General features: G+C 47.5%; 24 protein-coding genes. 8 read left to right on the forward strand and 16 right to left on the reverse strand.

Features of this window, described 5'->3' with window-relative positions; genetic code table 11:
• Positions 1 to 77: 77 nt before the first annotated feature.
• Positions 78 to 1,097: a type 2 isopentenyl-diphosphate Delta-isomerase gene (fni, locus tag NL646_RS04555; protein ID WP_005481444.1), complete on the reverse strand. Its 1,020-nt coding sequence runs from the start codon at positions 1,095 to 1,097 to the stop codon at positions 78 to 80.
• 243 nt (positions 1,098 to 1,340) lie between these two features.
• Positions 1,341 to 3,140: a sodium:proton antiporter gene (locus NL646_RS04560; protein WP_253663903.1), complete on the reverse strand. Its 1,800-nt coding sequence runs from the start codon at positions 3,138 to 3,140 to the stop codon at positions 1,341 to 1,343.
• Positions 3,141 to 3,454: 314 nt separating this feature from the next.
• Here NL646_RS04560 and NL646_RS04565 point away from each other — a divergent pair, with 314 nt between their 5' ends.
• Positions 3,455 to 6,169, forward strand: a complete 2,715-nt coding sequence (locus NL646_RS04565) for a DUF2339 domain-containing protein (protein WP_253663904.1) — start codon at positions 3,455 to 3,457, stop codon at positions 6,167 to 6,169.
• 124 nt (positions 6,170 to 6,293) lie between these two features.
• Here the strand turns inward: NL646_RS04565 and NL646_RS04570 are convergent, their stop codons facing one another.
• The 12 genes from NL646_RS04570 to flgB are packed head-to-tail and all read right to left on the reverse strand — an operon-like array spanning position 6,294 to position 16,272.
• Entirely contained in the window at positions 6,294 to 7,334 is a 1,041-nt protein-coding gene (locus NL646_RS04570; protein WP_024703144.1) for a flagellin, read from the reverse strand.
• A 17-nt stretch (positions 7,335 to 7,351) separates the two neighbouring features.
• On the reverse strand, positions 7,352 to 8,251 hold the full coding sequence (gene flgL / locus NL646_RS04575; RefSeq protein ID WP_005497981.1) for a flagellar hook-associated protein FlgL: 900 nt from the start codon (positions 8,249 to 8,251) through the stop codon (positions 7,352 to 7,354).
• An 11-nt stretch (positions 8,252 to 8,262) separates the two neighbouring features.
• Positions 8,263 to 9,636 carry a flagellar hook-associated protein FlgK gene (flgK, locus tag NL646_RS04580; RefSeq protein WP_025526556.1) on the reverse strand — a complete coding sequence of 458 codons (1,374 nt, stop codon included), beginning with the start codon at positions 9,634 to 9,636 and terminating at the stop codon, positions 8,263 to 8,265.
• Positions 9,637 to 10,176: a rod-binding protein gene (locus NL646_RS04585; protein ID WP_005481473.1), complete on the reverse strand. Its 540-nt coding sequence runs from the start codon at positions 10,174 to 10,176 to the stop codon at positions 9,637 to 9,639.
• Between the two features lie 10 nt (positions 10,177 to 10,186).
• Complete coding sequence (locus NL646_RS04590; protein ID WP_005463987.1) at positions 10,187 to 11,308, reverse strand: flagellar basal body P-ring protein FlgI; 1,122 nt, start codon at positions 11,306 to 11,308, stop codon at positions 10,187 to 10,189.
• Positions 11,308 to 11,979 (reverse strand): flagellar basal body L-ring protein FlgH, encoded by a 672-nt coding sequence (flgH, locus tag NL646_RS04595; RefSeq protein WP_011106240.1) that lies wholly within the window; start codon positions 11,977 to 11,979, stop codon positions 11,308 to 11,310. Before flgH ends, NL646_RS04590 begins: the two co-directional genes overlap by 1 nt.
• Positions 11,980 to 12,011: 32 nt before the next feature.
• Complete coding sequence (gene flgG / locus NL646_RS04600) at positions 12,012 to 12,797, reverse strand: flagellar basal-body rod protein FlgG (RefSeq protein ID WP_005481471.1); 786 nt, start codon at positions 12,795 to 12,797, stop codon at positions 12,012 to 12,014.
• 25 nt (positions 12,798 to 12,822) lie between these two features.
• Complete coding sequence (locus NL646_RS04605) at positions 12,823 to 13,554, reverse strand: flagellar basal body rod protein FlgF (protein WP_253663905.1); 732 nt, start codon at positions 13,552 to 13,554, stop codon at positions 12,823 to 12,825.
• 12 nt (positions 13,555 to 13,566) lie between these two features.
• Positions 13,567 to 14,763, reverse strand: a complete 1,197-nt coding sequence (gene flgE / locus NL646_RS04610; protein ID WP_005463978.1) for a flagellar hook protein FlgE — start codon at positions 14,761 to 14,763, stop codon at positions 13,567 to 13,569.
• Between the two features lie 26 nt (positions 14,764 to 14,789).
• On the reverse strand, positions 14,790 to 15,473 hold the full coding sequence (gene flgD / locus NL646_RS04615; protein WP_005463939.1) for a flagellar hook assembly protein FlgD: 684 nt from the start codon (positions 15,471 to 15,473) through the stop codon (positions 14,790 to 14,792).
• The gene (flgC, locus tag NL646_RS04620) at positions 15,473 to 15,907 is read right to left on the reverse strand and encodes a flagellar basal body rod protein FlgC (RefSeq protein WP_005464013.1); all 435 of its coding nucleotides are present in this window, start codon (positions 15,905 to 15,907) and stop codon (positions 15,473 to 15,475) included. The genes flgD and flgC overlap by 1 nt, the downstream gene beginning before the upstream one ends.
• 2 nt (positions 15,908 to 15,909) lie before the next feature.
• Positions 15,910 to 16,272 carry a flagellar basal body rod protein FlgB gene (flgB, locus tag NL646_RS04625; RefSeq protein WP_005463947.1) on the reverse strand — a complete coding sequence of 121 codons (363 nt, stop codon included), beginning with the start codon at positions 16,270 to 16,272 and terminating at the stop codon, positions 15,910 to 15,912.
• A 78-nt stretch (positions 16,273 to 16,350) separates the two neighbouring features.
• Between flgB and flgA the strand changes: the two genes are divergently transcribed.
• The 4 genes from flgA (at position 16,351) to NL646_RS04645 (ending at position 18,753) form a co-directional block, all read left to right on the forward strand.
• A complete protein-coding gene (flgA, locus tag NL646_RS04630; protein WP_133280788.1) occupies positions 16,351 to 17,148 on the forward strand; it encodes a flagellar basal body P-ring formation chaperone FlgA in 798 nt (265 codons plus the stop codon).
• A gap of 135 nt (positions 17,149 to 17,283) precedes the next feature.
• On the forward strand, positions 17,284 to 17,565 hold the full coding sequence (flgM, locus tag NL646_RS04635; protein WP_005464040.1) for a flagellar biosynthesis anti-sigma factor FlgM: 282 nt from the start codon (positions 17,284 to 17,286) through the stop codon (positions 17,563 to 17,565).
• 23 nt (positions 17,566 to 17,588) lie between these two features.
• Positions 17,589 to 18,026 (forward strand): flagellar export chaperone FlgN, encoded by a 438-nt coding sequence (gene flgN / locus NL646_RS04640; protein ID WP_005463929.1) that lies wholly within the window; start codon positions 17,589 to 17,591, stop codon positions 18,024 to 18,026.
• Positions 18,007 to 18,753 carry a lytic transglycosylase domain-containing protein gene (locus tag NL646_RS04645; RefSeq protein WP_025542801.1) on the forward strand — a complete coding sequence of 249 codons (747 nt, stop codon included), beginning with the start codon at positions 18,007 to 18,009 and terminating at the stop codon, positions 18,751 to 18,753. The genes flgN and NL646_RS04645 overlap by 20 nt, the downstream gene beginning before the upstream one ends.
• A 501-nt stretch (positions 18,754 to 19,254) precedes the next feature.
• Here the strand turns inward: NL646_RS04645 and NL646_RS04650 are convergent.
• Positions 19,255 to 19,773, reverse strand: a complete 519-nt coding sequence (locus NL646_RS04650) for an NUDIX hydrolase (RefSeq protein WP_005464022.1) — start codon at positions 19,771 to 19,773, stop codon at positions 19,255 to 19,257.
• Between the two features lie 334 nt (positions 19,774 to 20,107).
• Between NL646_RS04650 and NL646_RS04655 the strand changes: the two genes are divergently transcribed.
• Both NL646_RS04655 and NL646_RS04660 read left to right on the forward strand, forming a co-directional pair.
• Positions 20,108 to 20,368, forward strand: a complete 261-nt coding sequence (locus tag NL646_RS04655; RefSeq protein ID WP_005463993.1) for a DUF333 domain-containing protein — start codon at positions 20,108 to 20,110, stop codon at positions 20,366 to 20,368.
• A 252-nt stretch (positions 20,369 to 20,620) separates the two neighbouring features.
• Complete coding sequence (locus NL646_RS04660; protein ID WP_005481502.1) at positions 20,621 to 21,277, forward strand: hypothetical protein; 657 nt, start codon at positions 20,621 to 20,623, stop codon at positions 21,275 to 21,277.
• Here the strand turns inward: NL646_RS04660 and NL646_RS04665 are convergent.
• On the reverse strand, positions 21,267 to 22,109 hold the full coding sequence (locus NL646_RS04665) for a YdcF family protein (RefSeq protein ID WP_193274537.1): 843 nt from the start codon (positions 22,107 to 22,109) through the stop codon (positions 21,267 to 21,269). The two genes, NL646_RS04660 and NL646_RS04665, sit on opposite strands and share 11 nt — an antisense overlap.
• Positions 22,110 to 22,267: 158 nt before the next feature.
• Between NL646_RS04665 and NL646_RS04670 the strand changes: the two genes are divergently transcribed.
• Positions 22,268 to 23,638, forward strand: a complete 1,371-nt coding sequence (locus tag NL646_RS04670; protein WP_025508228.1) for an L-serine ammonia-lyase — start codon at positions 22,268 to 22,270, stop codon at positions 23,636 to 23,638.
• Positions 23,639 to 23,913: the final 275 nt, after the last annotated feature.

The following is a 23,913-nucleotide window of genomic DNA, read 5'->3' on the forward strand; positions in this document are numbered from 1 at the left end:
AACGAAATTATCAGTCTACGTGTTAAGACACCGAAAATTTATTGAGCGACGCTGTGATAATCACACCATATCTGGTGTTACAGACGACGTGCTTTAGTTAACGCGTTCACCTTCGCCGATCCAGTGCCAAAGCAGGCCAAACGCAGCTCTAACGCCATTTGTTCAAAATGATCGACCACCAACTGCGTGCTGATGGTCGCAGCTTTCAATACTGCACCAGCTTGGCCTACGAGGTTCGCGCCTAAATGAATCGCTTTCGCCGCCTCAAGTCCATTGTGGATACCACCAGAGGCGATCAAAGGCAATTTAGGATGCTGCGCACGTATTTGAGCCAAGCACGTTGCCGTCGGGATACCCCAATCACGAAAAAGCTCTGCTGCGCGCTGCATGTGAGGGTTGTCTTGGCAATACCCTTCAACCGCACTCCAACTTGTGCCACCAGCGCCCGCGACGTCAATTGCGTCCACGCCAGCATCAACCAGTCGCTGCGCCACGTCACCGCTTATACCAAAACCTACTTCTTTGATGATGATAGGAACGTTAACGCGCGGCTTTAGTTGCTCAATAGCGTGCAATACACCAATCCAATTGTGATCGCCGTTTTTCTGAAACGCTTCTTGCATCGGATTAACGTGCACAAACAAGGCATCTGCTTGAATCGCCTCAACCGCACGTTGCGCGTTATCCAATTTGCCTTTGTCACGCAGTTGAGCAGCTCCTAAGTTTGAGTACAGCGGCACACCTTTCGCGAGTTCACGGATGGTTTTACCCAAGCCAGAGTGCTGGCTTTCTTCTAAGCTGATCCGCTGAGAGCCCACACCCATCGCGATACCTAACTCGCTTGCGGCTTCAGCTAAGCGGCAGTTGATCGTTTCGGCGTCTCTCGCTCCCCCCGTCATGGAGCTGATCAAAAACGGCAGCGCCAATCGATGGCCAAGAAACTCCGTCGATAAATCGATAGTGTTGAAGTCACATTCTGGCAGCGCACAATGTTCAAACTCGACAGACTCAAAACCCGCCGTTTTCTTTTTCATGCTCATGTCATGATGTAAAACAGCGTCTAAATGTAAGTCTTTTCGGTTAGTTTGCGGAGCCATAATGTCACCCTAAAGTAAAACAGTCGCGCAGTATTGCCATCCTCATCAGTAACGTCAATGCGAATTTTCTGAAATAGGTGCATTGCATTTCCGAAACCAGCAATGAATCGTTATTTACTCTGAAATTATAGGAAGAGAAACCCACCCTCTCGTTTAAAACGATAACGGCGAGTTACTCCCTAAGCTTGGATAACAAACGGACAGGATGCCAACTTAAAGGCGGTGAAATAGATGTTTTGCGTTCTATTGTGCGCTTTCAGGCAGAATTAGCGACACAATGGTACTTGTCGAACTTGGCGCAAACTGATCCGGATCATCACAGAATTGGATTTTGCCTTTGTCTTCGACATTAAACAGCGGGATCACCAAATTGGTTTTGTGATGTTCCAAATAATCTTGGTAAGTGAAGTTCTCACTCAGTTTGGTGTGCTTGATTTCCGCACCTCGGCTTAACAGGCTCGCTAGCTGGGTGTAACTAACATTGCCCCCCATCAACAGCTTGCCGTGATACTCCTGAGCAACAGAGTGCTTTTCACTGCCGTTTCCATTCGTCTTCACTTTTTGCAGACAATGTACTTTATCTTCGCCGAACTCATCAACAAATTGCATACAAGCCATGATGTTGAAGTGTTGATCTGGCGTGAGTGCGACCACTTGACCAATACCAATCATGTTCAGGTTGTCATCCGCATGGCTAGAAATCGGGTTACCGTAATAATAATCCAGACCCATCATACGAACTTGGCTGATGTACTCCCAGTTCGAGTCCGTCATCAATACACGTCGATCATAACGCGCTAACGCTTGGCCAATTTCACGTGCGACTCGGTTCGCCCCAATAAGTAGGAAGCCTCTCGGTGCAGGTTCAGCGACACCCAATGCAATCGCCATAGGGCGAGCAGTGGCACTTTGTAATACCACCGTACCGATGATCACCATAAAGGTCATTGGCACCAGTAAGCTTGCTCCATCGACTCCGTATTCAGTCAACTTAATCGCAAACAGAGACGAAATCGACGCAGCAACAATACCGCGTGGTGCCACCCAAGACAAAAAGAGCTTGTCTTTAATGTTCAAGTTGCTGCGCATCGTAGAAAGAAAAATCGATAACGGGCGCGACACCAACTGCATAAAGACAAACAGCAGCAACGCACCACTGCCCAGCGCTGCAAAATCATCCAAGCTGATTCGAGCCGCAAGGAAGATGAACAAACCGGTGATCAGCAAAATGGTCAAGTGTTCTTTAAAGTGCAGAATTTGTTGAATGTTAATGTCTTTCGCGTTGGCAAGCCACATACCCATCACGGTAACGGTTAATAACCCCGCTTCTGATTCGATGTGGTTAGAGACCGAAAATACGCCCAGTACCACCATTAAAACCGCAAAAGGCTGCAAGTATTCCGGCAACCACGCTCGACGCAATACCGTCGCCACTGCTGCACCAGACGCCACACCTAAAATGACACCTACGGCAATGATGGTGCCAAAGACTTCCATGCTGTTTACGGCGCTGTGCGACACGATAAACTCATACACCATCACCACAAACAGCGCACCAAGAGGGTCGATTAAGATCCCTTCCCAGCGCAAAATATTGGCAAGTGTACTGTTAGGCCTTACCGTCCGAAGCAGCGGCACGATAACTGTCGGCCCCGTGACGACGGTTAAGCTGCCGAACAACATTGCGAGCTCCCAAGTAAAACCAAGGAAATAGTGTGTCGCAACACTGGTTGCCGCCCACGAGATGATCGCCCCGATGGAAACAATGCTCCATACCGCCCCACTCACGCCACGAATTTCTTTAAAATTTAAGGTCAAACTGCCTTCAAATAAAATGACTGCCACCGCTAATGAGACCAACGGAAAGAGCAAATTTCCCAAAATTTCATCGGGTTTGAGCCATTGCATAAATGGCCCGACGATGAGGCCAGCCAACAGCAAAAACAAAATGGCAGGCAAGCGCAGCCGCCAAGCTAACCACTGACAGCCCAAACCAATGACCCCTACCGCTGACAGCACCAGCGCTTCATTACCCACTTGCATCTATCGTCACCTATTTTTATCGTTGTTTTAGCGTCACAGCGCTAGGATGCGTTGACCCTTAGAATTATGAATATAGTTTATACCCAGTGACTTAGCGGCGATGTGTGCCGAAAAGTCGTCCAGAAACTGCATCAAGACTTGCGTCATTCTCGCAGTTCCCCTCAGAGCAAGGTAAAGTGGGTACAAAATTTCACGCGGAACCTAGCATCATAAGACGCTCAGGCATAGAGCATGAACTAAGCTTTAGTGTACGTGCTCAAAGTTAAGAATCATCTATCGTGTGAGACAAACGACCAAGGATAGGGAGAAATGGATTGTTTACGACACTTGCACTGATCACGGCTTTTTTTGCCATATTGATCGGTTTGAAAGCCGCCAGTCGGATATCGTCGCTGGAAAAAGAACTGTCGAAATTACAGAAGGAAGTTGCCTCTCTTCGCGTCAGCACGCGTCGCGATTCAAAACTCGAAGCCTCCCAACCAGAGCCTGACACATCGGAATCCAGCCTTGGAGCGGCCTCTTCGATGCGTTCAGATTCTGGCGACTCGGCGTTAAGCGCTCCAAGCAATATCGAGCCTGAATTTGAGCCTTCATACATTGCAACTCAGCAGCACCATAGTGAGCAAGAGCAAACCGAACTCAACCAAAGCCAGCAAACACAAGTTCAGTTGGCGACGTTTACTCAGCAAGAAGACCCACTAATCCAGAAGCACGCGCAAAAACTCATTGCTAACTTCCAAGAGAACTGGCTAGTTTGGGTCGGCGCATTAGCCATGTTGATCGGTGGCGGCTATCTGGTACAAGTGATTGGTAGCCATATTGAGTTTTCGCCACTTATGCGTGTTTCTTTTGCCTTTTCACTCTCGTTACTTATGGTACTCGCTGGCGAGTGGTTCCATCGAAAAGAGCAAAACAACCCAGATCGCGCCGCACGCGCTCAAGGCTTTACCTATGTGCCTGCTGCTGTCACCGGAACGGGGCTAACGGGCATTTACTGCACCGTCATTTTTGCTTTTGTGGTTTATCAAATGCTGACGCCAAGTGTCTCGTTGATCATCTTGGCTGCGGCGGCATTTTGCAGTTTAGCGTTGTCATTGCGACAAGGGCCGTTAATGGCGGTGCTCGGTTTAATCGGTGGCTACACCGCTCCACTTTGGATTGGAGGTAATGAACCGAACTACTTTTTGTTAGCCGCATACATCTGCGCGATTTCGTTCGCGGCGACCTTATTGATGCAAAAAGTGCATCGGGCATGGATTGCGCCAAGCATCGCCGTTCCGCATGTCATTTGGATGCTGCTGTTGATTGAGAGTATTCCAACTGAACTGCTGTTCTCGTGGCTCGCGATTTATCTCTCCATCACTTTGTATCTCATTTTCGCGGTTCCGAGAATGGGTTGGATGCTCAATCCTCGTTTTCGCCACTATCAAAGCAAGTGGACAAATCAACCAACCGCGACCTCTCTTGCAGTAGCGTTATTGACCTTTTCTGCTATCACCAGAATGCCGGAACTGAACACTCTACAAATGGCGTACTGTTATACGCTGCTTGTGGCGATCATCTGGCTACCAGCACTGCGTACAGGCTGGTCGTTACGTGTATTTTTGCCATCCATACTCGTCTCGGCAACCGCGCTGATTGTTCTCACCATCGCGTTTGATGCGCTGTATATGTTAGAGCGAGAGGCCAGCATTTTATTCGCACTGGCGGTGAGTATTGCGCTGATTGGCTTTAGAACCTATTGCCAATCTTTGAGTGACCGTTCGCAAATCAGCAACGTGCTTTTATTGGTGCTAGCACCAACGATGGGTTTGGTCACGTTGTTTTATGCTGACGAATTCATGCACGCTTACGCCCTGTACTGGACGTTGTTCTGCGCGCTCATCGCGGCCTATTATGCGTTCCTTAGCCAGCGCCTTCGCTCTCTTGCACTTGAATGTTCAGCGGTCGTTCACGCTCTGATTTCTGGCGTCGCTTTCGTTTGGTTAAGCGACACTTGGCTCACCACTGCCATTTCGATACAAGTCGCGGTGATGGCACTGCAAATCCAAGCCGGGTTCTTTCGCCCAGCAAGTTGGGCGGTCAAAATCGTGATGGGTATTTTGGTGGTTCGTCTCACGTTGCTGCCATTTATTCCACAATGGCAGCCGGTTGAAAGTGGGCATTGGGCTTGGGTCATTCTTAGTTACGTGCCGTCATTGGCTATCTTAGCCTATGCCCGAAGCGTGCTAGCGAAACAAGATTCCGACCTGACCAACTGGTTTGAAGGGGCGTTTTTGCATGTGTTCTTAATGGCGTTGTTCACCCAAACCAACTACTGGTTAACGGGACAATACGGCTATTTGGGGCACATCGATTTCACAAGTGCCGTGGTCTTTGCCAACCAAGCACTGGTTATGGGCTTGGTTTACAGTTATCGCAGCCAATTTGCTCAGCAGCTCACCCTTGTTTATCAAGCCTACAGCTACTTATTGTGGGGCGCATTCGCGCTATTGACGGTATGGCTGAACAGCGTTGAATCGCCACTCATCACCAACAACGTATCGGCACAAGCCATGCCGGTGTTCAACATGCTGAGTTTAGGTTGGCTTCTGCCAGCGTGCATTCTCATTGCTGCGGTCGTTAGACGCTGGAATACGCTGCGTGTACACCGATTAGCGGTCGCATGTCTTGGCTTTGCATTAGCGGCCATTTGGCTAGGGATGTCGATTCGACAGTTCTGGCAAACCACGTCAATGACGCTGTTTCAGCCGACCAGTATGGCGGAATTGTTTAGCTACTCAGTGGCAGGATTAATGGTTGGTGGCGCTTTAACTTGGCGCGGTGTCACTCACAAGGCGATGATGATGCAACGCATCGGCTTAATTATACTGGCCTTTGTGGCATTGAAAGTATTCTTGTGGGATGTAAGCTCTTTGGACGGGTTCTGGCGCGCCATCAGCTTCTTAGGCTTGGGGGCATCACTTATTGCTTTGGGGTGGCTCTTTCAAAAACTGCATCGCTCAGTCACTCAGACCTCTGAGCCATAATCGACGTTCTTCAACACAAAAAGATAAGCGGAAAAGAGAGATTCCCGACAATGCATTTTCGCCGTTATTGGGGGGCAGCAAAAATGTAAAGCCGGGAATCATTGGAGTGTTCTTTGAAACGGCGTTATTTCAACAATGCAACCACCGTATGGCGACGGACATTCGCTTGCGCATTTAACGCTTGGAACGTCGAGGTAAACTGACCAGACGTCTCCATAAAACCATCCAGTTTTGCGTTCACTTCATCTACCGAAAGTTGATGACTTTTGCTTTGGATTGAGCGCATCTGCGTGTTCAACTCGCCATGAAAAGCTTTCGCTTCTTCTAAGCTGGTTTGCACTTGTCTTAAGTGCTGATTGACTTTCGAGATGGTCTGTTTGATGCCATCACGAGAGCCTAAATCAAAACTCAGCTCAGCAATACCGTCCGGCTCAGATTTCAAGTTCAGCACATTTGGCTGGCCAGCTGGGAAGCGATGCCCTTCGCCCGTGACCAAAACCTTCTGCTGCATTTGTTGATAAGCGTTATCGCGCGCTTCAAACAAAATGGTGCCGTCTTCAGCCAATGATGCGCGCATGCCCATTGCAATTAAACTGCGGTCGAGCATTTTCACCGTGCGTGCGCCGTCCGATTGACCGTCAAACTGAATCATTACCGCTTGGCCCTGAGGGAAATCCAAACGAATTTGTTCCGCTCGGTCACTGAGACGATGAACATTCAAACCTGGGATAGAGAAGCGACGAATATCGGCTTTATCCAACTTGAGATGCAACTCGTTATCAATCACCTTCTGGCCATCAAAGCGCGCTTGTTCCACAACACGTTGAATGTTCGCTTTAGAGCGCACAAGCGTATCTTGCAACCCCGGCACATTTTGTGCGCCTTGCGTAACCGCTTGAGTTAACCCACGTTTAATGTGCGTTAGCTCTTTACCAATGGTTTGCAGTGATTTTGAAGCAATTTGTACCGCTGTTGCTTGTTGCTGTCCCTGAGTCAGTTGAATGCCTGAAACAGAATAGGCTGACGCGGTGTCAGCCTGAACTTGAATTGGACGCGGTTTGATCGTACTGCTTGAATCCGCAGAGCGGGTTGGCATGATAGAGGCTTGTTCTTGGCCACCCAAGCGTATGCTATGGGCTCTAACCTCTACTGTACTCATTACCATAAAAGAACTTCCTAACCTTAAATACGGTCAAACAATGAAAGATCGTTGATCTTCACGTAGCTCGCCTGCGTAGCTTGCAGAGCAGCCATGTAGTTGCTTAAACGTACCGAAGCTTCACCGTAGTCCAATGCAGATAAGTCACCAGAGACTTTGTCGACAAACAACTTGTTTTCGCTGTGTGCGCCATCCATCAAATCTAGGTTGTTATGGCGACCACCGATTTCCGTCATCGCGCCTAGTACGTTTGCCATCGTATCATCGATGGCGTTTAGGCTAGCGTCCACTTCGGCTTGAAAATTCGGACTCGGCTTCTCAAATTCTGCAATCAAAGCGTCGATTTGATTAAGAACGTTCTTGCCGCCACCAATATCTAGGATCTCTTGTGCGGTCATGTTCGAATCCATGGTCACGCCTTTCGCCACCGTCACCACACGAACATCGCTGTTGCCTTCGACTACATAAGCGCCACTTGATTTATTCAGAGCCGCGGTATCGGTTTTTGTGCCCGAGAACAGAAAGTGGCCTTCTTCATCTTGCGCATTGAAAGACGATTCGATGGAGTCACGGTAGCTTTTCAGTTCGGTGATCATGCCGCTACGGTCTTGATCCGTTAACGAACCGTTCGCGCCCCAAAGAACAATGTCACGCATGCTTTTCAAACTTTCGCTCACTGAGTCTAGGTGTGTCTCTTGGCTTGAAAGCGTTGTTTTCAGGTTTGCGATGTTGCTTTGGTATTGAGCAATCGCGCTGTTTTCACGTTCCAAGTTAAGCAGCTTGATAGACGCCATTGGATCATCAGACAACTTAGTCAGTCGCTCACGTGTCGACATTTGTTGAAGTACTTTCCCAAGGCCTGCGCTGTTGCTCTGCAGGCTTTGCAGCATCATTTGGCTGAATTGGTTATCACTGATTCGCATCTGGGTTTCCTCTAGAATAACTGCAATACAGAGTCGAACAGCTGGTTCGCCGTACTGATCACTTTCATGTTGGCATTGTGCGCGTTAGCAAACGTCATCAAGTTCGCGGCTTCTTCATCGCTGTTCACGGCACTTACGTTGTCGCGAGCGGTATGCGCTTGCTTACTCATTGCCAGTTTTGCTTGGTAATCCGCATCGGCCTGACGCGCTTTGATCGCCGTTTGGCCAACCATTGAGGTAAAGGCATCGTTCAAGCTCACTGAGCCGTAGCCCGTTACCGCAACCGGTTTGTTACTCAAATCAATCAAAGATTTAAGAACATTCGCGTTACCCGGCGTACCATCGCTTGAAAACGCCAATTCTTCCGCGCTCAAATCTGTGATGGTTAAACTTGCCGCTGGGTTATCAGGGGCGTAGTTAAACAGTGGTTTGCCAGCATTGCCTTTCAAGTCTTTACCTGTAGCAAGTACCGCGTTGTACTCATCTGCCAGAGCTTTTGCCATGTCATCAAGCGCCACTTGGTTTGGCTTTAGAACGTCGGTTTGGTAATCGTTAATGGCACCCAACTTACCCCCGACCGAATCGCCAATAGCGAAGCTTTGATTAGCAAAATTCACGTGCAGATCCGCAAGATACGGATCGCTTGGATCAGGAATCGCAGACAGTTGACCAAAGTCCGAACCCATGACTAACGGCTGACCAGAAACCAACGTCACCTGCATGCTGCCATCCGGTTGATCGGTTGTTTTCACTTCGATCACTTGTGACAGCTCACCGATCAGCTTTTCACGCGTGTCCATCAATTGAGCAGGGTTACCGCCTGTACCTTGCATTTCAACGATTTGCTTGTTCACGTGAGCGATGTTCGACATCAGACTGTTTGCATGAGTCAGCGCAGCGGTGCGCTGATCATTCATGTCTTTATGTTGGTTGTGCAAAGACTGAGTTAGTGTGTTGAAGCGTCGAGCCAACGCTTCTGATTCATTGATGATTTGCTGGCGGTAAGGCATCGATTCTGGCTTCACTGTCGCGTCGTTAAGCGCGGCGTTAAGCGAGTCTAAGCCAGCAGAGATACTAAATCCGTCTGCACCCAAGGTGTTTTCTAGTTGGCTCATGTTGCTGGTGTAACCAGCCGCGTAAGCCGCCAAACTATTGGTAGACCAAGTTTGTTTAACCAAGAACTGATCAGTTACACGGCGGATGCTGGTCACTTCCACACCCATGCCAGAACTTAAGCGGTTGGACTTACCATCACCAACTGTCGCCATCAACGCTTGTTGACGGCTGTATCCTGGCGTGTTGACGTTCGCAACGTTTTGCGCCGTCACGTCAAGTGCAACGCGGTTTGCGTTTAAACCTGAGAGGGCGATATTAACTAGGTTCATTTACAGCTCCATTTTCCTGATCAGCGGCTGAGAAAAAGCGGTCGTCATACCGGCTTCTCCAAGCACTTGTTTAACTGAGGCGACCGCTTGAGCCGTTGAGTTAAATGGGTCGGTAATTTCTTCGAGTTCAAGCTGTGATATCGATTCAGAATCGACCGTTTTACCGTCATTTGCAGAAGACACATTGCGCGCCGAATCGAAGGCCACTTCGCGCATTGAAGGGCTCAACTGCTGAATCAGCATATTGGCGATGCCAGAGCTTTGTTTTTTCGCCAACTCCATTGCCAACTGACCATCGTACATGTCGCGAAAAACGCCTTGTTGCTTACTTGAAAATGGGCTGTCTTTGTCCGCTAACACGTCGCTGCTGCTGCGCATTTGACGCAGCACCAATTGTAAGAACATAGCTTCAAATTGACCCGCCACCATTTCAAGCGCGCCTTCTTGATCACGGCTGTGCTTGATGTTCGCCAACGCACTGTTGTCATGATAAAGCATTGAGTTCAATTGAGCTTGATCGCTGCTACCATCTAGTTTCATCGTTCACTCCTTAAATCACGACCAGTTCAGCATTCAACGCACCCGCTTCATTTAGTGCCTGAAGAATCGACATCAAATCGGTTGGGGTTGCGCCTAAGCTATTAACTGCATCGACAATGGTATTGAGCTCTGTACCCGGAGGCCAAATCACCATTTGAGCGAGCTCTTCGTTTACATCAATATCCGTTTGATTCACGACTTTTGTCTCACCATCAGCAAACGCATTCGGTTGGCTGACTTTTTCTGATTCTGAAATTCGCACCGTCAAGTTGCCGTGGCTTACTGCCGCTTCGCCAACTTTGACATTCTTGCCAATCACCACGGTGCCAGTACGGGAGTTGAAGACGATACGTGCAGGCTTACGACCCTCCACGACACTCATCTCTTCCAGCATCGACATCATGATCACGCGTTGTTGCGTGTCTTTCGGCGCTCGCATATCCACGCGTGCTTTGTTGATGGCTACAGCCACGTTCGGACCAAACGTATTATTGATCTCACGTGCGATGTTTTTTGCAGTGGTGAAACTTGGTTTGCGCAAGTTCAGCGTGATTTCATCGCGCTGGTTGAAGTCTGTTTTGATTTCGCGCTCTAGCGTTGCACCATTCGGCACACGACCCGCTGTTGGCGTATTCACTTCGACTTTCGAACCACTTTTACCTTCAGCAGATAAACCGCCCACAACAACGCTACCTTGCGCGATGGCGTACACTTCACCATCGATACCGCGTAGCGGCGTAAGAAGCAGCGTACCGCCGCGTAAGCTTTTCGCATCACCAATGGATGATACGACCACATCTAAGGTTTGGCCCGGCCCCGCCATAGGGTCTACCGATGCCGTCACACTTACCGATGCTACGTTACGCAGTTTAGGGTCCATGCTGTCATCAATCTGAACGCCAAATTGGCGCAACATGTTGGTGATGGATTGTGAGGTAAATTTTACTTGGTTGCGGTCACCTTGGCCGGCAAGACCAACCACCAAACCGTAACCGACTAATTGGTTCTCGCGGATGCCTCGAACATCCACCAAATCCATAATAGGAATTTCCACTTCAGCCTGTGAAGTCGCAGGAAGCCCTAAGGTCAATGCCAGTAGGAAAGACGAAAAAAAGGTATTGATTGGCTTCATTAGAATGGTACCCATGGGCTGTTAAAGAACTGAGTCAGCCATCCAGCAGCGTTGCTGTCTGCCAACGCGCCGCGACCAGCGTAAGTGATGCGAGCATCCGCAATTCGTTGAGAAGAAACTTGGTTATTGCGAGTGATGTCATCGACGCGAACAATGCCCGTCAAACGGATGAATTCATCACCTTGATTTAGGCGCAGCCACTTTTCGCCACTGATGCGCAATACGCCATTTGGCAACACGTCATGCACCGTGACCGTGATAGCACCTTGGAGCTTGTTGCCTTGCGAGCTAGACGCACTGCCATCGAAGTTTCGGCTGCCGTCAATGCTCACACCAAGTTCATCAAACTTTTTAGTGCCGATGGTTGGCGCAGCAAAGTTCACCGCTGAGCTCTTACCAAATTTGGTTCCGGCTTTTTTGCTTGAAGAAGTCTCTTCAGAAAGCACCACGGTTAGCACATCACCGACTCGGTACGCACGACGATCTTGGAACAAAGTCATCGTGTATTGGTGACGATAAAGGCTACCAGATTGAGCGTCTGGTAAGGTGTAATCCAACTTCGGCGGCGCATACTCCTCAGCATTTGGCTGAGGCGGAATAAACTCCTGACGTCCGGCACATCCCACCAGCAACACGACGGCTACTGCCCAACTCTTAGAAAGCCATTTCATTGCTTTTTCCTTCATCATCACCAACTTCATCATTACATCGATTGCGAGACAAACTTCAGCATGTCATCTGCTGCTGATACGACTTTGGCATTCATCTCGTAAGCACGTTGAGTCGTGATCATGTCGACCATTTCTTCCACAACTTGCACGTTAGAGCCTTCTAGCGCGCCTTGCTTGATGCTGCCTGCGCCATCTGCGCCAGCAATCAGCTCATCGGCTGGGCCACTTGCTTCCGTCTCGCGGAACAAGTTACCGCCAACGGCTTCAAGGCCAGCTGGGTTGATGAATTTTGCTAGTGTGATTTGACCAAGCTGCTGAGGTGTTGGATCGTCTGCCGTTGTTGTTGTCACTGTGCCATCTACGCCAACCGAGAAAGAGGTCGCGTTGTCAGGAATTTGAATTTGTGGCTCAAGCGGTAGACCTTGACTGTTCACCATCAAACCTTCTGAGTTGATGTGGAACTGACCATTACGCGTGTACATAATCTGACCGTCAGAGTTTTCAATCTGGAAGAAGCCTTGCCCCATTACCGCTAGATCTAGGTCTTGAGTCGTGTTTTGTGTGTTACCTTGCGTGAACACTTTTTGCGTGCCGACAACGCGCACACCACTACCCAGTTGAACACCGCTAGGTAGCTCGTTTACCTGATCCACCTGTGCACCAGGTTGACGCTGAATGCTGTAGAACAAGTCTTCAAATACAACGCGGTCGCGCTTAAAGCCGACGGTGTTTACGTTTGCTAAGTTGTTGGAAATGGCAGTCATCTTCGTGTCCTGCGCTGCCATACCTGTCTTACTTACCCATAATGCCGAATGCATTGGTTATCTCCTTTTGGGGCGAGACTTATCTCGCCGCCATTAATTTGTTACCGGCTTGCGCCAACGTTTCTGCAGTTTTCATCATGCGTACTTGCATCTCGAAGTTACGCGTTAGCGACATCACGCCGATCAGCTCATCGATCGCCGATACGTTACTGCCTTCGATGTGTTCTGGTGCCAATTGCACGGTTTCATCCGCTGCGAATGGCACACCGTCAACGCTATGAAGCAAGCTGTCGCTCTCTTTTTGCAGCTGATTGATTTCTGGCTTCACCAGTTTCAATGTGCCGACTGCGATTTCTGCACCGCCGCCCGGTGGAACAACCGAGACAAGACCACGCTCACTGATTTCGATTTTTTGGTAATCAGGCACCACCAACGGACCGTTTTCACCCACAACTGGGAATCCGTTGATAGACATTGCGCCAAAGGTATCGATTTGAATGTTACCGGCACGCGTGTAAGCCTCGTTACCCGCTGGCGTTTCCACCGCAAGGTAACCTTCACCCATGACGGCAACGTCGAGCGCACGACCTGTTTTCACAACGTCGCCAGAATCAAAACGCGTTGATGCAGAGTTTGTGACCACCATGGTTCGGCCATCAAAGCCCGGGCCTTGTAACTCCACGCTACGAACACGTTCCATATCCGCACGGAAACCTGCGGTATCCGCGTTCGACAAGTTATTCGAACGAACGTGTTGCGCTTTAAGAACTCGGCTTGCACCGGAGGTTGCTGTAAATAACAAGCTATCCATGCAGAACTCCTATTACACCGCGTTGAACAAGGCTTGAGTGAGCTTGTCGCTGGTCGAAATCGTTTTTGCGTTCGCTTGGTAGTTACGTTGTGCTGTCATCAGTGCCACAAGCTCACTGGTTAGGTCGACGTTTGAGCCCTCTAATGCACCTGGAGTCAAGTTACCCAGCGTGCCAGAACCCGGAACGCCCATGATCGGCGCACCAGAGCTAAAGCTTTGTGTCCAAGCAGTGCCGCTCACTTTTGCGAGACCTTGCGTATTAGCAAAATCAGCCAGAACCACTTGGCCTTGAAGCTGTGATTGACCGTTAGTGTAAGTTGCGTAAACCATGCCGTTGTCTTCTACGCGCACACCTGCAAGCTCACCAGATGTGTAACCGTTTGGGCTGTTTGTGCTCACGCCAAACGCGGCACCAAATTGCGTGCTACCTTTTAGGTTGATATCAACGCTCATTGCGTTTGCGCCCGCAGCTGGGAATGCCACATTGAAAGAGCCTGTTGGCGCCGCTAACGTACCGTCTTTATTAAACGTCACTGGAATGGTTGAAACAGGAGTTTTACCACCGTCGACTTGCACGTTCACTTCCCATGCGTTGTCTGCCGTTTTAGTGAAGTACTGCGTCACGGTGTGAGAGTTGCCAAGTGAATCGTACACCTGTGTCGTGTAAGAAGAGTTGAACGAGGTTGGATCTGCTGGATCGAACGGCGTTACCGCTTTATCAATCGCTTTTGCACTTGCATCGAAGTTCGCAACAAAATCAAGCTTATCTGTCGCTTTCGCGTTGAGTGACGATGTTGATACTTGGATGTTACCTACAGAACCCGTCATCAAGTTGTTGTTGCTATCTACGCTGTAACCTTGCAACTTCGCGCCATTGTTCGCTGTTACAAAATTGCTCTTGTCCGTACCAAATACGCCAGAACGAGTGTAAAGCGTTTGACCCATGTGATCTTTTGTCACAAAGAAGCCGCTGCCGTTGATCGCCAAGTCCATTGAACGACCAGTCCCCGTGATTGAACCGTTTTTATCGAAGTTTTGCGAAATAGACGCAACTTCTACGCCGCCAGGTTGCATGCCGTTGTATACCGCTGCGAACTCTGTGCGCGCACCTTTAAAACCATACGTTGAAGCGTTGGCAATGTTGTGGCTGATCGTGTTTAGCTCTGTGTTGGTCGCGTCCAGACCACTAAGTGCGATGTTAAAACTCATAAAAGACCTCTGATTTGCTTATTTGGTTAAGCACCAAACTGAGTGATTTGATAGAAAGGAACGTTGCCAACGCCATTAACATTGACCAATGCTGCGCCACCTGAACTCGGAATACGAACCTGTTCAACAGTGCCAGCCAGTAGAACATTCGGGCTCGCTTGGCCTTCTTGAACTTCTACAGATACCGTGTATTTGCCCGGCTTTAAGCCAAGCTCTTCTGGATTGATTGAGAACTCAACGTCACCAGCGCCGTGAGCGCCAAGTGGTACGTTCGTCTTCTGACCGAACTGATCCTTCACAACTAAAGTCACTTGGTTTGAACCGTGACTCAGTTCGATTTTGCCGTTTTGCGCACCATCACCCAGTTCGAATTCTTTTGAATTCACGTAAACCGTTTGACCAACCAAACCGGCGGTCGATAGCACTTGCATGTTGTCGAGTAGCACCATGCTGTTTTGCATGACCTTCGACATGTTCTCGGTACTTTGAACTTGAGAGAACTGCGCCAACTGACCGACGTATTCTGTGCCATCTAACGGGTTTAACGGATCTTGGTTTTGAATTTGCGCCACCATCAAAGAGATGAACTCATTTTGAAGTGAAGACGCGCTGTTCTTATCCGTTGGGTTTGGCGCAATGCCACTGTTTTCTTTTGCTGCCGCTTTAACCGGAGCGTCCGACGATAATGCCGTGTACTGTGCAAGACTCATTAGCTACCCTGCCCTAAACGAAGCAAGCCTTGCTGCATGCTTTTCACATTTGCCAACACTTCCACGTTCGTTTCGAAGCTGCGAGTCGCTGACATCATGTCCGCCATTTCAGCAACCACGTCGATGTCTGGGTAGTAAACGTAACCTTCACCGTTAGCGAGTGGGTTATTTGGCTCAAAGCGTTTTTCTGCCTGACCTTTGTTTTGCACCACATCGACAATACGAACTTCAGCATTTGGGTAAATGCCGTTTTCTGTCGTCATTTGCGTTTTTTGATACACGGTAGCGAACACAGGTTTAAGTGCTTTGTACGCATCATCTGGGTTTGCAGACACCGCATCCGCGTTCGCAAGGTTACTGGCAACCGTGTTTAGGCGAACGGTTTGCGCCGTCATCGCAGAGCCAGTAATCGAATAAATATCAGTGAATGACATAATTAACGTCCCTCAATCGCTTTCGCCAAGCCGTTAAATTTCATGTTGAGAAACGTCAGGCTGGTTTGAAAGTCCATGTTGTTTTGGGTGAATTTCGCTTGTTCAACACCAAGTTCCACAGTGTTGCCATCTTTACTGTTTTGGTACGGCACCGAATACTGGGCCTGAACCTGCAGCTTAGGTACAGAATTACTCACACCGTTTGTCGACATCTGGTTCATAACAGTGGTAAAACTTAGGTCTTTCGCCAAGTACCCAGGGGTGTCAACATTTGCTAGGTTACTGGCGAGGACTTTGGTACGCTGAACGCGAAAATTGAGTGCCTCTGGATGTACACCTAAAGCATTTTCAAATGTGATCGCCATGCATCTTTCCTTACAGTCGGCTCGAATACGCCAAGATACAAACAAGATACGTGCCATAAATTTTATTTATATTTATCAATGACTTACAGACAAGAGTGGAAACCAAACTTCCGGTTTACGGAAAGCAAAAAAATTAGGGGGAAAACTCTAATTTCCTCAAAGTGGATACTGTTATTAGGAATTCTTTCGACAGGACAAACTTTCGCCAGTCCGGACCAAACCACCTTCTCATCGGAGGAGCTAAAGGCCGTTGTCGCGAAACATTTTGAACAAGAAGTAGACCGCGTAGCCAAGTCCAACCAGTGGGGCGAGTATCAACTGGAGTACGATTTGTGGGTGCCAGGTTCTGCCAACCATTTACCCAAATGCGATGCCAAATTGGTGATCACGGGTCGCGATAACCAACCTTTGCCAGTCGGTAACTTAAAGCGTTCCGTCAGTTGCGAAGATCTCACTGCTCCATGGCGAATCAATGTCACGATCAAATCCTCGGTCACACTGCCAGTGGTGGTTGCGGCGACGACTGTAGGTCGCAGTGAAGTGGTGACAGCCAATCATCTGAAATTGGAAACTCGAACCATTTCGCGCTCGGACGATTTCTACACCGCTCCTAAACACGCCATCGGCTTGGAAACCACGCGTCGACTCCGCGCCGGACAAGTCGTCGATCCAACCAACTTAAGTGCCCCCGCTTTGATTGAGAAAGGCAATGAAATCATCATCATTGCTAGCAAAGATGGATTTAGTGCAAGCACCAAAGGTGTCGCCTTAGAAGATGGAGCGCAAGGCCAACAGATTGAGGTAGAAAACCTCAGTTCTGGAAGAGTCATTCGAGCGGTTGTGACAGGAAGAAACCAAGTTCATACTCAGTTTTGATTTTGGACTCAACGTAACATTTTTCAATTTTGCCTCTCGTCACATCACGTGAGTATCGAGTACAAAAATAAAATTTAATGTTCACCACATCCTTGTCGCCTATTGGATTTAGAACATGATGATGAGGACCACAGCATGAAAATCGACAAAGTCGCGGGCGGTCATGTCCCACAAACAAATTTCCAACAAGCAAGCAAAAAGCCTGTTGAAACAATGGAACAAACCAAAGTAAGCGAGCCTGCGTTTCAAGCAAACACAGCAGCAATTGATCGTGCCCAAGCAGAAATGAAATCGCTACCAGACGTCGATATGGAAAAAGTTGAGCAAGTTCGTAACGCGCTAGCACGCGGCGAATTGAGCCTAGATACAAAAGCGCTATCTAAGGCAATTATGCAATTCCATACTGGTCACGAGTAAAAGCACAGCATTAGGAATACACCATGGCAAGCGCGGCATCGCAGCGAATTCAGTATTTTGTTCGTTCAATTTCTGAAGACATCAAACTGTATCAGCAATTATTGACCCTACTTCAACAACAAAAGGCGTTGTATTTGAAGTTTGATGGTGAGGCACTGAACACCAACGTTCAGCAACAAACACCAATACTCAATAAGCTGAGCCGCTCTTCTAATGAAAGAAGCCAATGCATGCGTGAGCTGGGGTTACCGTGTAATGACTCCAGCGTAACAAGAATTTTCAACGCTTTGCCTGCCAAGATTGGTGCGCAAGCGAGAAAACAGTGGACGTTATTGGAGACACTCATCAAGCAGTGCCAACAATACAACCAGAGCAATGGCCAAAGCTCTGCTGCGTTCCATGAGTTAGTCAGTCAACTCAAACAACCTGTGCAACACACTTATGAAGATAAATCGTTTTAAACGATGGTCGTCTTGCCTACAGATTCAGCCGCCATCTCGGCTGGATACTGTAGGCCTTTTTATTTCTGCCTGTTTGTTGTTCAGCACTTCTTTTCTTTGCCAGGCAAAACCCAATACTACTGATATAGAGCAGCAGTATCAGGTTCTTGCGCCTTACAAATTACAAATCGACCAACGTCTCACTTCCGTCAATCCACTTCTCGACCACATCTTTAAGCAACTCAAAAGCAAGTCACTGCCCAAAAGTCTCGTTTTGGTGCCAATGCTAGAATCTTCTTACAACGCAAAAGCCGTTTCTCACGCCAACGCCGCGGGATTATGGCAATTGATTCCTGCAACAGCGATGCGCTTTGGTTTAACGGTTGATTCGAATGTGGATGAGCGTTTCGATACCCAAGCCAGCACGAAAGCTGCATTGGACTATCTGGCGTTTTTATACAACAAGTTTGATCAAAACCTCGCATTAACGCTGGCGGCCTATAATGCAGGAGAAGGCCGAATTACTCGCGCTATAAAGAAAGCGGGCTCCGATGACTTCCAACAGCTCACTCTGCCAAAAGAAACACATCAATACGTCAGTCGTTTTTTTGCCTTGGAAAAACTGATAGATATCGGGCAGTTACAACACTCTTCTTTTCAGCCATTGCTTCTATTTGCTGCTGAGTCTGCGGCACCATCACAGCCTCTGATCGACTTTAGTCGACTTCCTCCACTCGTTAATTTGTGATAATAATCACCAAAAAAACGAATGTCAGAAGAACGTAAAATTACAAGATCCTGTTCTGCTAATTTAAAAACTCGTGATCTCGATGCAAACGTGTGCAAAAAAGTTAAGGTAATGTATCTCAAGAATAAGAAAGAGTAGTGGTTTACTGATAATAGTCCAATTTGCACTTGTTTATTGGATAGATATGCATCACATTACGTGTGCAAAAAAGATGAAAACCAATGGTTGGACCTATTAATTATTTACACACTAAATATAAAACGGCTATTGTTTTCATAGTTTGAAACAAAACTCAGAATATCGAGATGACGCTTCGCTTGCGCGTCTGGAATAAGTCCGGGTTCCGGGGGGGAGCTCGGACTTTTTTATTGCGCTTAATTGCGTAAAGAAGTGAATGATTAAATCCCTAAACACATCATCCTAACCACTTCTAAACAACGCTTACTGAAGCTCATTCCCATTCAATAGGTATGAGCTCAGTCTTCGGCACTCTGGTGACAGCTAAAGCAACTCTTTAGCGATCAGGTGAAGTAAGAACGTTTCACGTTCGATACTCATTCCTTTCTTCGGGCTTTCTGCCATCGTCTTTTCGTTATGTGCTATCGCTTCATGGACATTCATCCAAACTGGACGCATACCATTCTTCACTTCGTAATCTTCATACGCTGTCTCACCCAGCTCACGATCGATTTTGCATGTGTAACAGTACGAAATCATGTGCATCACGTCAGCATCGTCTTTGTACCAAGGACGAAACTCTTCAAAAATGCCGAATGGTTTGATGCTATGAATATTTTGCGCCCCCGTTTCTTCTTCGAGTTCACGGACTAGCCCTGCAATCACATCCTCACCTTCATCAATTCCGCCACCAGGTAGCGTGTAATCGTGATAACGCTCTGTGTAGAGCAACAACACATCTTCACCATCAAGTACAATTGCACGCGCTGCATTACGCTGAAAGATAATTTTATCGTCCAGATGGTCGAGTTCTGGATGAATGGTCGATTGTAAATGTCTCATCGAAAATACCGCCGTAAATATGATGCGCGCATACTACCGGAGTTCACTCTTTAAATCATCGTTGTGTTAATAAGCAAGCCAAAGTAGCGATACCTAACCCAATTAAAGTGTACTAAACCTTTCACGAGATCGCGTCTTGTTGAGCGGCTTACGCTCGATACATTCACTATGTATCCGCAACAGATGTGACGTACTAGCAAGCTCTTTATGAGAAATGTCTAAAATTCTTCTAAATATGTCTACGCTCTTCTTACTTTTAACATCGATAAGACAATAATTGACGAAAGTTGCCTATAATCAAGGCAATACTCGCCTATCCCATGCGGAGATAAAGATGAAAAAAACAAGTTTAATGATGGCTATGGCAGGGACAATGGTACTTGCTGGTTGTTCAACTTATGACGGCGCAACTCGCTCAACAGAGTACACCTCTGTTGCCAATCCGGCGGCCGTTTACTGTGTACAACAAGGTGGCGAACTGGACACTGTGTCAGAGAACGGTGAGCGTGTAACTTACTGTGTGCTTTCCGACGATGAACGTGTTGAACAGTGGGAATACTACCGTAACAACCACAAAGAGAGTGACGAGCAATAAACTCGAATCTAATAAATAGTAAGATTATTCAATAACTAAGGAGCCAATCGGCTCCTTTTTTGTTCTTTGATATCCGCATTTTCCTACAGGAACTTCACACTACTCTGACTTTACCGTATGCAAATATAATATCGAACAGCGTTCTATTCCTGACATTCCTCTGACAATACTTTCCATTTGGTCAATAAAATCATGCCCAACATCACATAAATTCACATTTCTTCCACATTTTTCTGGAAACAGGTGGTCAGGATGAAAACACAAATAGTTAAACAAGCCGAAACGGCACAAAACAACGTGATTACTGATGAGTCAAAACGCATCATCTACAAATCGTGTTTAAGCGCATTGATGATTGTTGCGATCAGTATTCTCGTCAATCTGAGTATTCGTCTTGATTACGTAGTATTGGGATCAAGTTTGGGTGAAGTCTCTATCACTGAAACCTTACAAGTGATCATGCTGGCGATTGCTTCATGGTCGTTCTTCCAACTTTCTAAGCAAGAAGAACAAGTTAAACACGCCGCTATTTTGATTTCCGGCTTCTTCGCTGTGTTGATCATTCGCGAACTGGACTACTGGATGGATATGATCCGTCACGGATCATGGGTATTCCCTGCGTTAACCGTCACTGCTCTGGCTTGCGCAAAAGCTTACCAAGGTGGTAAAGGTACAGTGAACGAAATGGCACGCATTCTACAAGTTCCGCACATGAAGCTCTTGATTGGTGCCGTGGTTCTACTGCTTGTTTTCTCTCGCCTTTACGGTATGGGAAGCTTCTGGCAACAAGTCATGAATGAAAGCTACATCCGCGATGTTAAGAACATTTCGGAAGAAGGCATGGAGCTGCTTTGCTACTGCCTGATTGCGTTGAGTGCTGTTCGTATGCGACGCGAAATCACTGAATAGACTCGGGATCTAAACGGCGATTGAGCGCAGTTAAAATGGGATGAAACACTTCCAATGCTCGCTCTGCTGTTGCAACCGATTCATCAAAGGCCGTCATTTCGATGGCCTTTTTCATTTCCGCAATTTGTTGCAAAACATCCATTTCTAACGGTAAAGCGCGAAGTTGATTTATTGCTTGTTTAGCCCGCAGCAAAGGCTGTGCTCGAACGCTAGTTAAATCTCGTTGAAATGCCCCACTTTTAACACCCTCCAGATACACTCGATACGTCGTCAGTTCATCAAGTAAAAGAAACGCTTCTGCCTGTGGCCCTTGATGTGGGTATGGCACGCTAATGTGCTTCTGAATATCTAGAGAAATGTGTAAATCTAAACCCACGGACGCGCATTGAGATTTGAGCACGCGCAGTAAGCCTTGCTCATCCATTAGCGTTTGAATTTCTAATATGCGCTCAAGATGGTAGGCGTTTGATAGCAAAATGACCTCAACCGCCGCTTGAGACGGTAACGGAAATAAACCGCTTTCACACAGAACTTTCGCTGCATTTCGCATGTTTTCAAACGTATTCAAAGAGCGATTTTCAAGCAGAATTTGGCTTGTCGGAAAAGGCTTGGCCAGCGACGTATTCAGGGTCTGAAAATATGCATACATAGCGTCAGCTTCCGAAATGCTTTGTCCTTGCGTTTTTCCACCACAAAATACGAGAGCAGTATTCTCCATTGGCATTTCGCGGGTCTTAGCAGCTAGTGCTTCGACTCTCGTGATGCCTTCGGCACTCAATTGGTTATTAACCAATCGCTTACCTAGTACGATGACCACGTTACCTAACTTCATACTTCTCTCTCAATTTCTCCTGCGACAAAGTCACTGTTGTGTGGTCTTTGGCATAGTTACAAAAATCTTCTTTGCCAACCGCCTTACAGGCATTAACATCTAGTTAACAACATTGTTCTAGAGACCTATGAAAGGTTCATTGCTGAAGGAAGTCAATTATGCTGTCGATTTTCGATATTTTTAAGGTCGGTGTTGGGCCATCCAGCTCCCACACTAACGGTCCTATGCTCGCCGGATTCCATTTCACTCAACTACTTAGCGACTCTATGGCGAAAGTGCGTCGGGTGCAAGTTGACTTATATGGCTCTTTATCACTGACTGGTAGAGGACACCACACCGACCGAGCCACGGTGCTAGGGTTGATGGGCAATAAGCCCGATACCATCAAAATGACCAGTGCCAAAAGTGCACTGCAACACACCATCGAAAACCATACATTATCGTTAGCTGGCTCTCATCAAATTGAGTTTAGCTACGACCACGACATTGTATTTCACAGCGACAACCTGCCGCTGCATGAAAATGGTATGACGATCACCGCGCTAGATGCCGCAGGAGCTCAAGTCGCCTTTGAGACGTACTACTCTATCGGTGGTGGCTTTATTGCGACAGCGGCAGAGCTCGAACATGGAGGCCAACAAGCCAGCGCAGAAGTACCTTTCCCTTTTTCATCCGCAGACGAAATGTTGGAAAAAGCAGAGAAAAATGGCCTCAGCCTTGGTGGCATGATTCTACAAAATGAGCTGGCATTTCGAAAGCAAGAAGAAATTGACCAAAGAGCTGAACAAATTTGGAAAGTGATGTCACTGTGTATGCAGCGTGGTTTCGATACTGAAGGGATCCTTGAAGGGGGCTTGAACGTCACTCGCCGAGCTCCGAATCTGTTGAAAAAACTAGAAGCGAATGCAGCAGTAGAAAATGATCCAATGGAGATCATGGACTGGATTAACTTGTTTGCCTTTGCGGTCAGCGAAGAGAACGCGGCAGGCGGGCAAGTCGTTACATCACCAACTAACGGTGCCGCAGGTGTTATCCCAGCAGTATTGATGTACTACCATCGATTCATCAAAGAGCTGGACCTTAAGCAACTAAAAGACTTTCTCGCCGTTGCTGGAGCGATTGGTATTTTATACAAAACCAACGCGTCCATTTCTGGGGCGGAAGTCGGCTGTCAAGGTGAGGTGGGAGTTTCCTCTTCTATGGCAGCGGCTGGCCTAACCGCCTTGCGAGGAGGCAGCAACGAGCAAATTTGTATCGCAGCTGAAATTGCAATGGAACACTCTCTAGGTATGACCTGCGACCCAATAGGGGGACTGGTTCAAGTGCCTTGTATTGAACGCAATGCGATGGGCGCAGTAAAAGCGATTAACGCATCACGAATGGCACTAAAACGCACTAGCAAATGTCTTATTTCATTAGATAAAGTTATCGAAACCATGTACCAAACTGGTAAAGACATGAATAAGAAATATCGAGAGACATCTCTAGGTGGTTTGGCAATCATCCATATGGCACCACCATGTGAATAATAAGTACGCATAATTTGCATCTTTCTTTACACATCGCATTGTTGGTGGCACTTAGCATCAACAGTGCGATTTCTTCCCTTCCTTGTATCAATACTCGCCTGCTTTCCATCATTTATTTTTCAATACGTTAAATTCGTTATTAGCATTTTGTTTTGATAATAATTTATAAATTAGTTTTTATAACTACATTTATCAACTTAATCTAGAACAACGGATAAGCAAATAACAAACTTCACATTAGAAAATATAGTGCAGCTTTTGTCAGTTATGCGACA

It is taken from the genome of Vibrio sp. Y20_XG_PY13 (genome assembly GCF_024181925.1).
In the GTDB taxonomy this organism is placed as follows: domain Bacteria; phylum Pseudomonadota; class Gammaproteobacteria; order Enterobacterales; family Vibrionaceae; genus Vibrio; species Vibrio parahaemolyticus.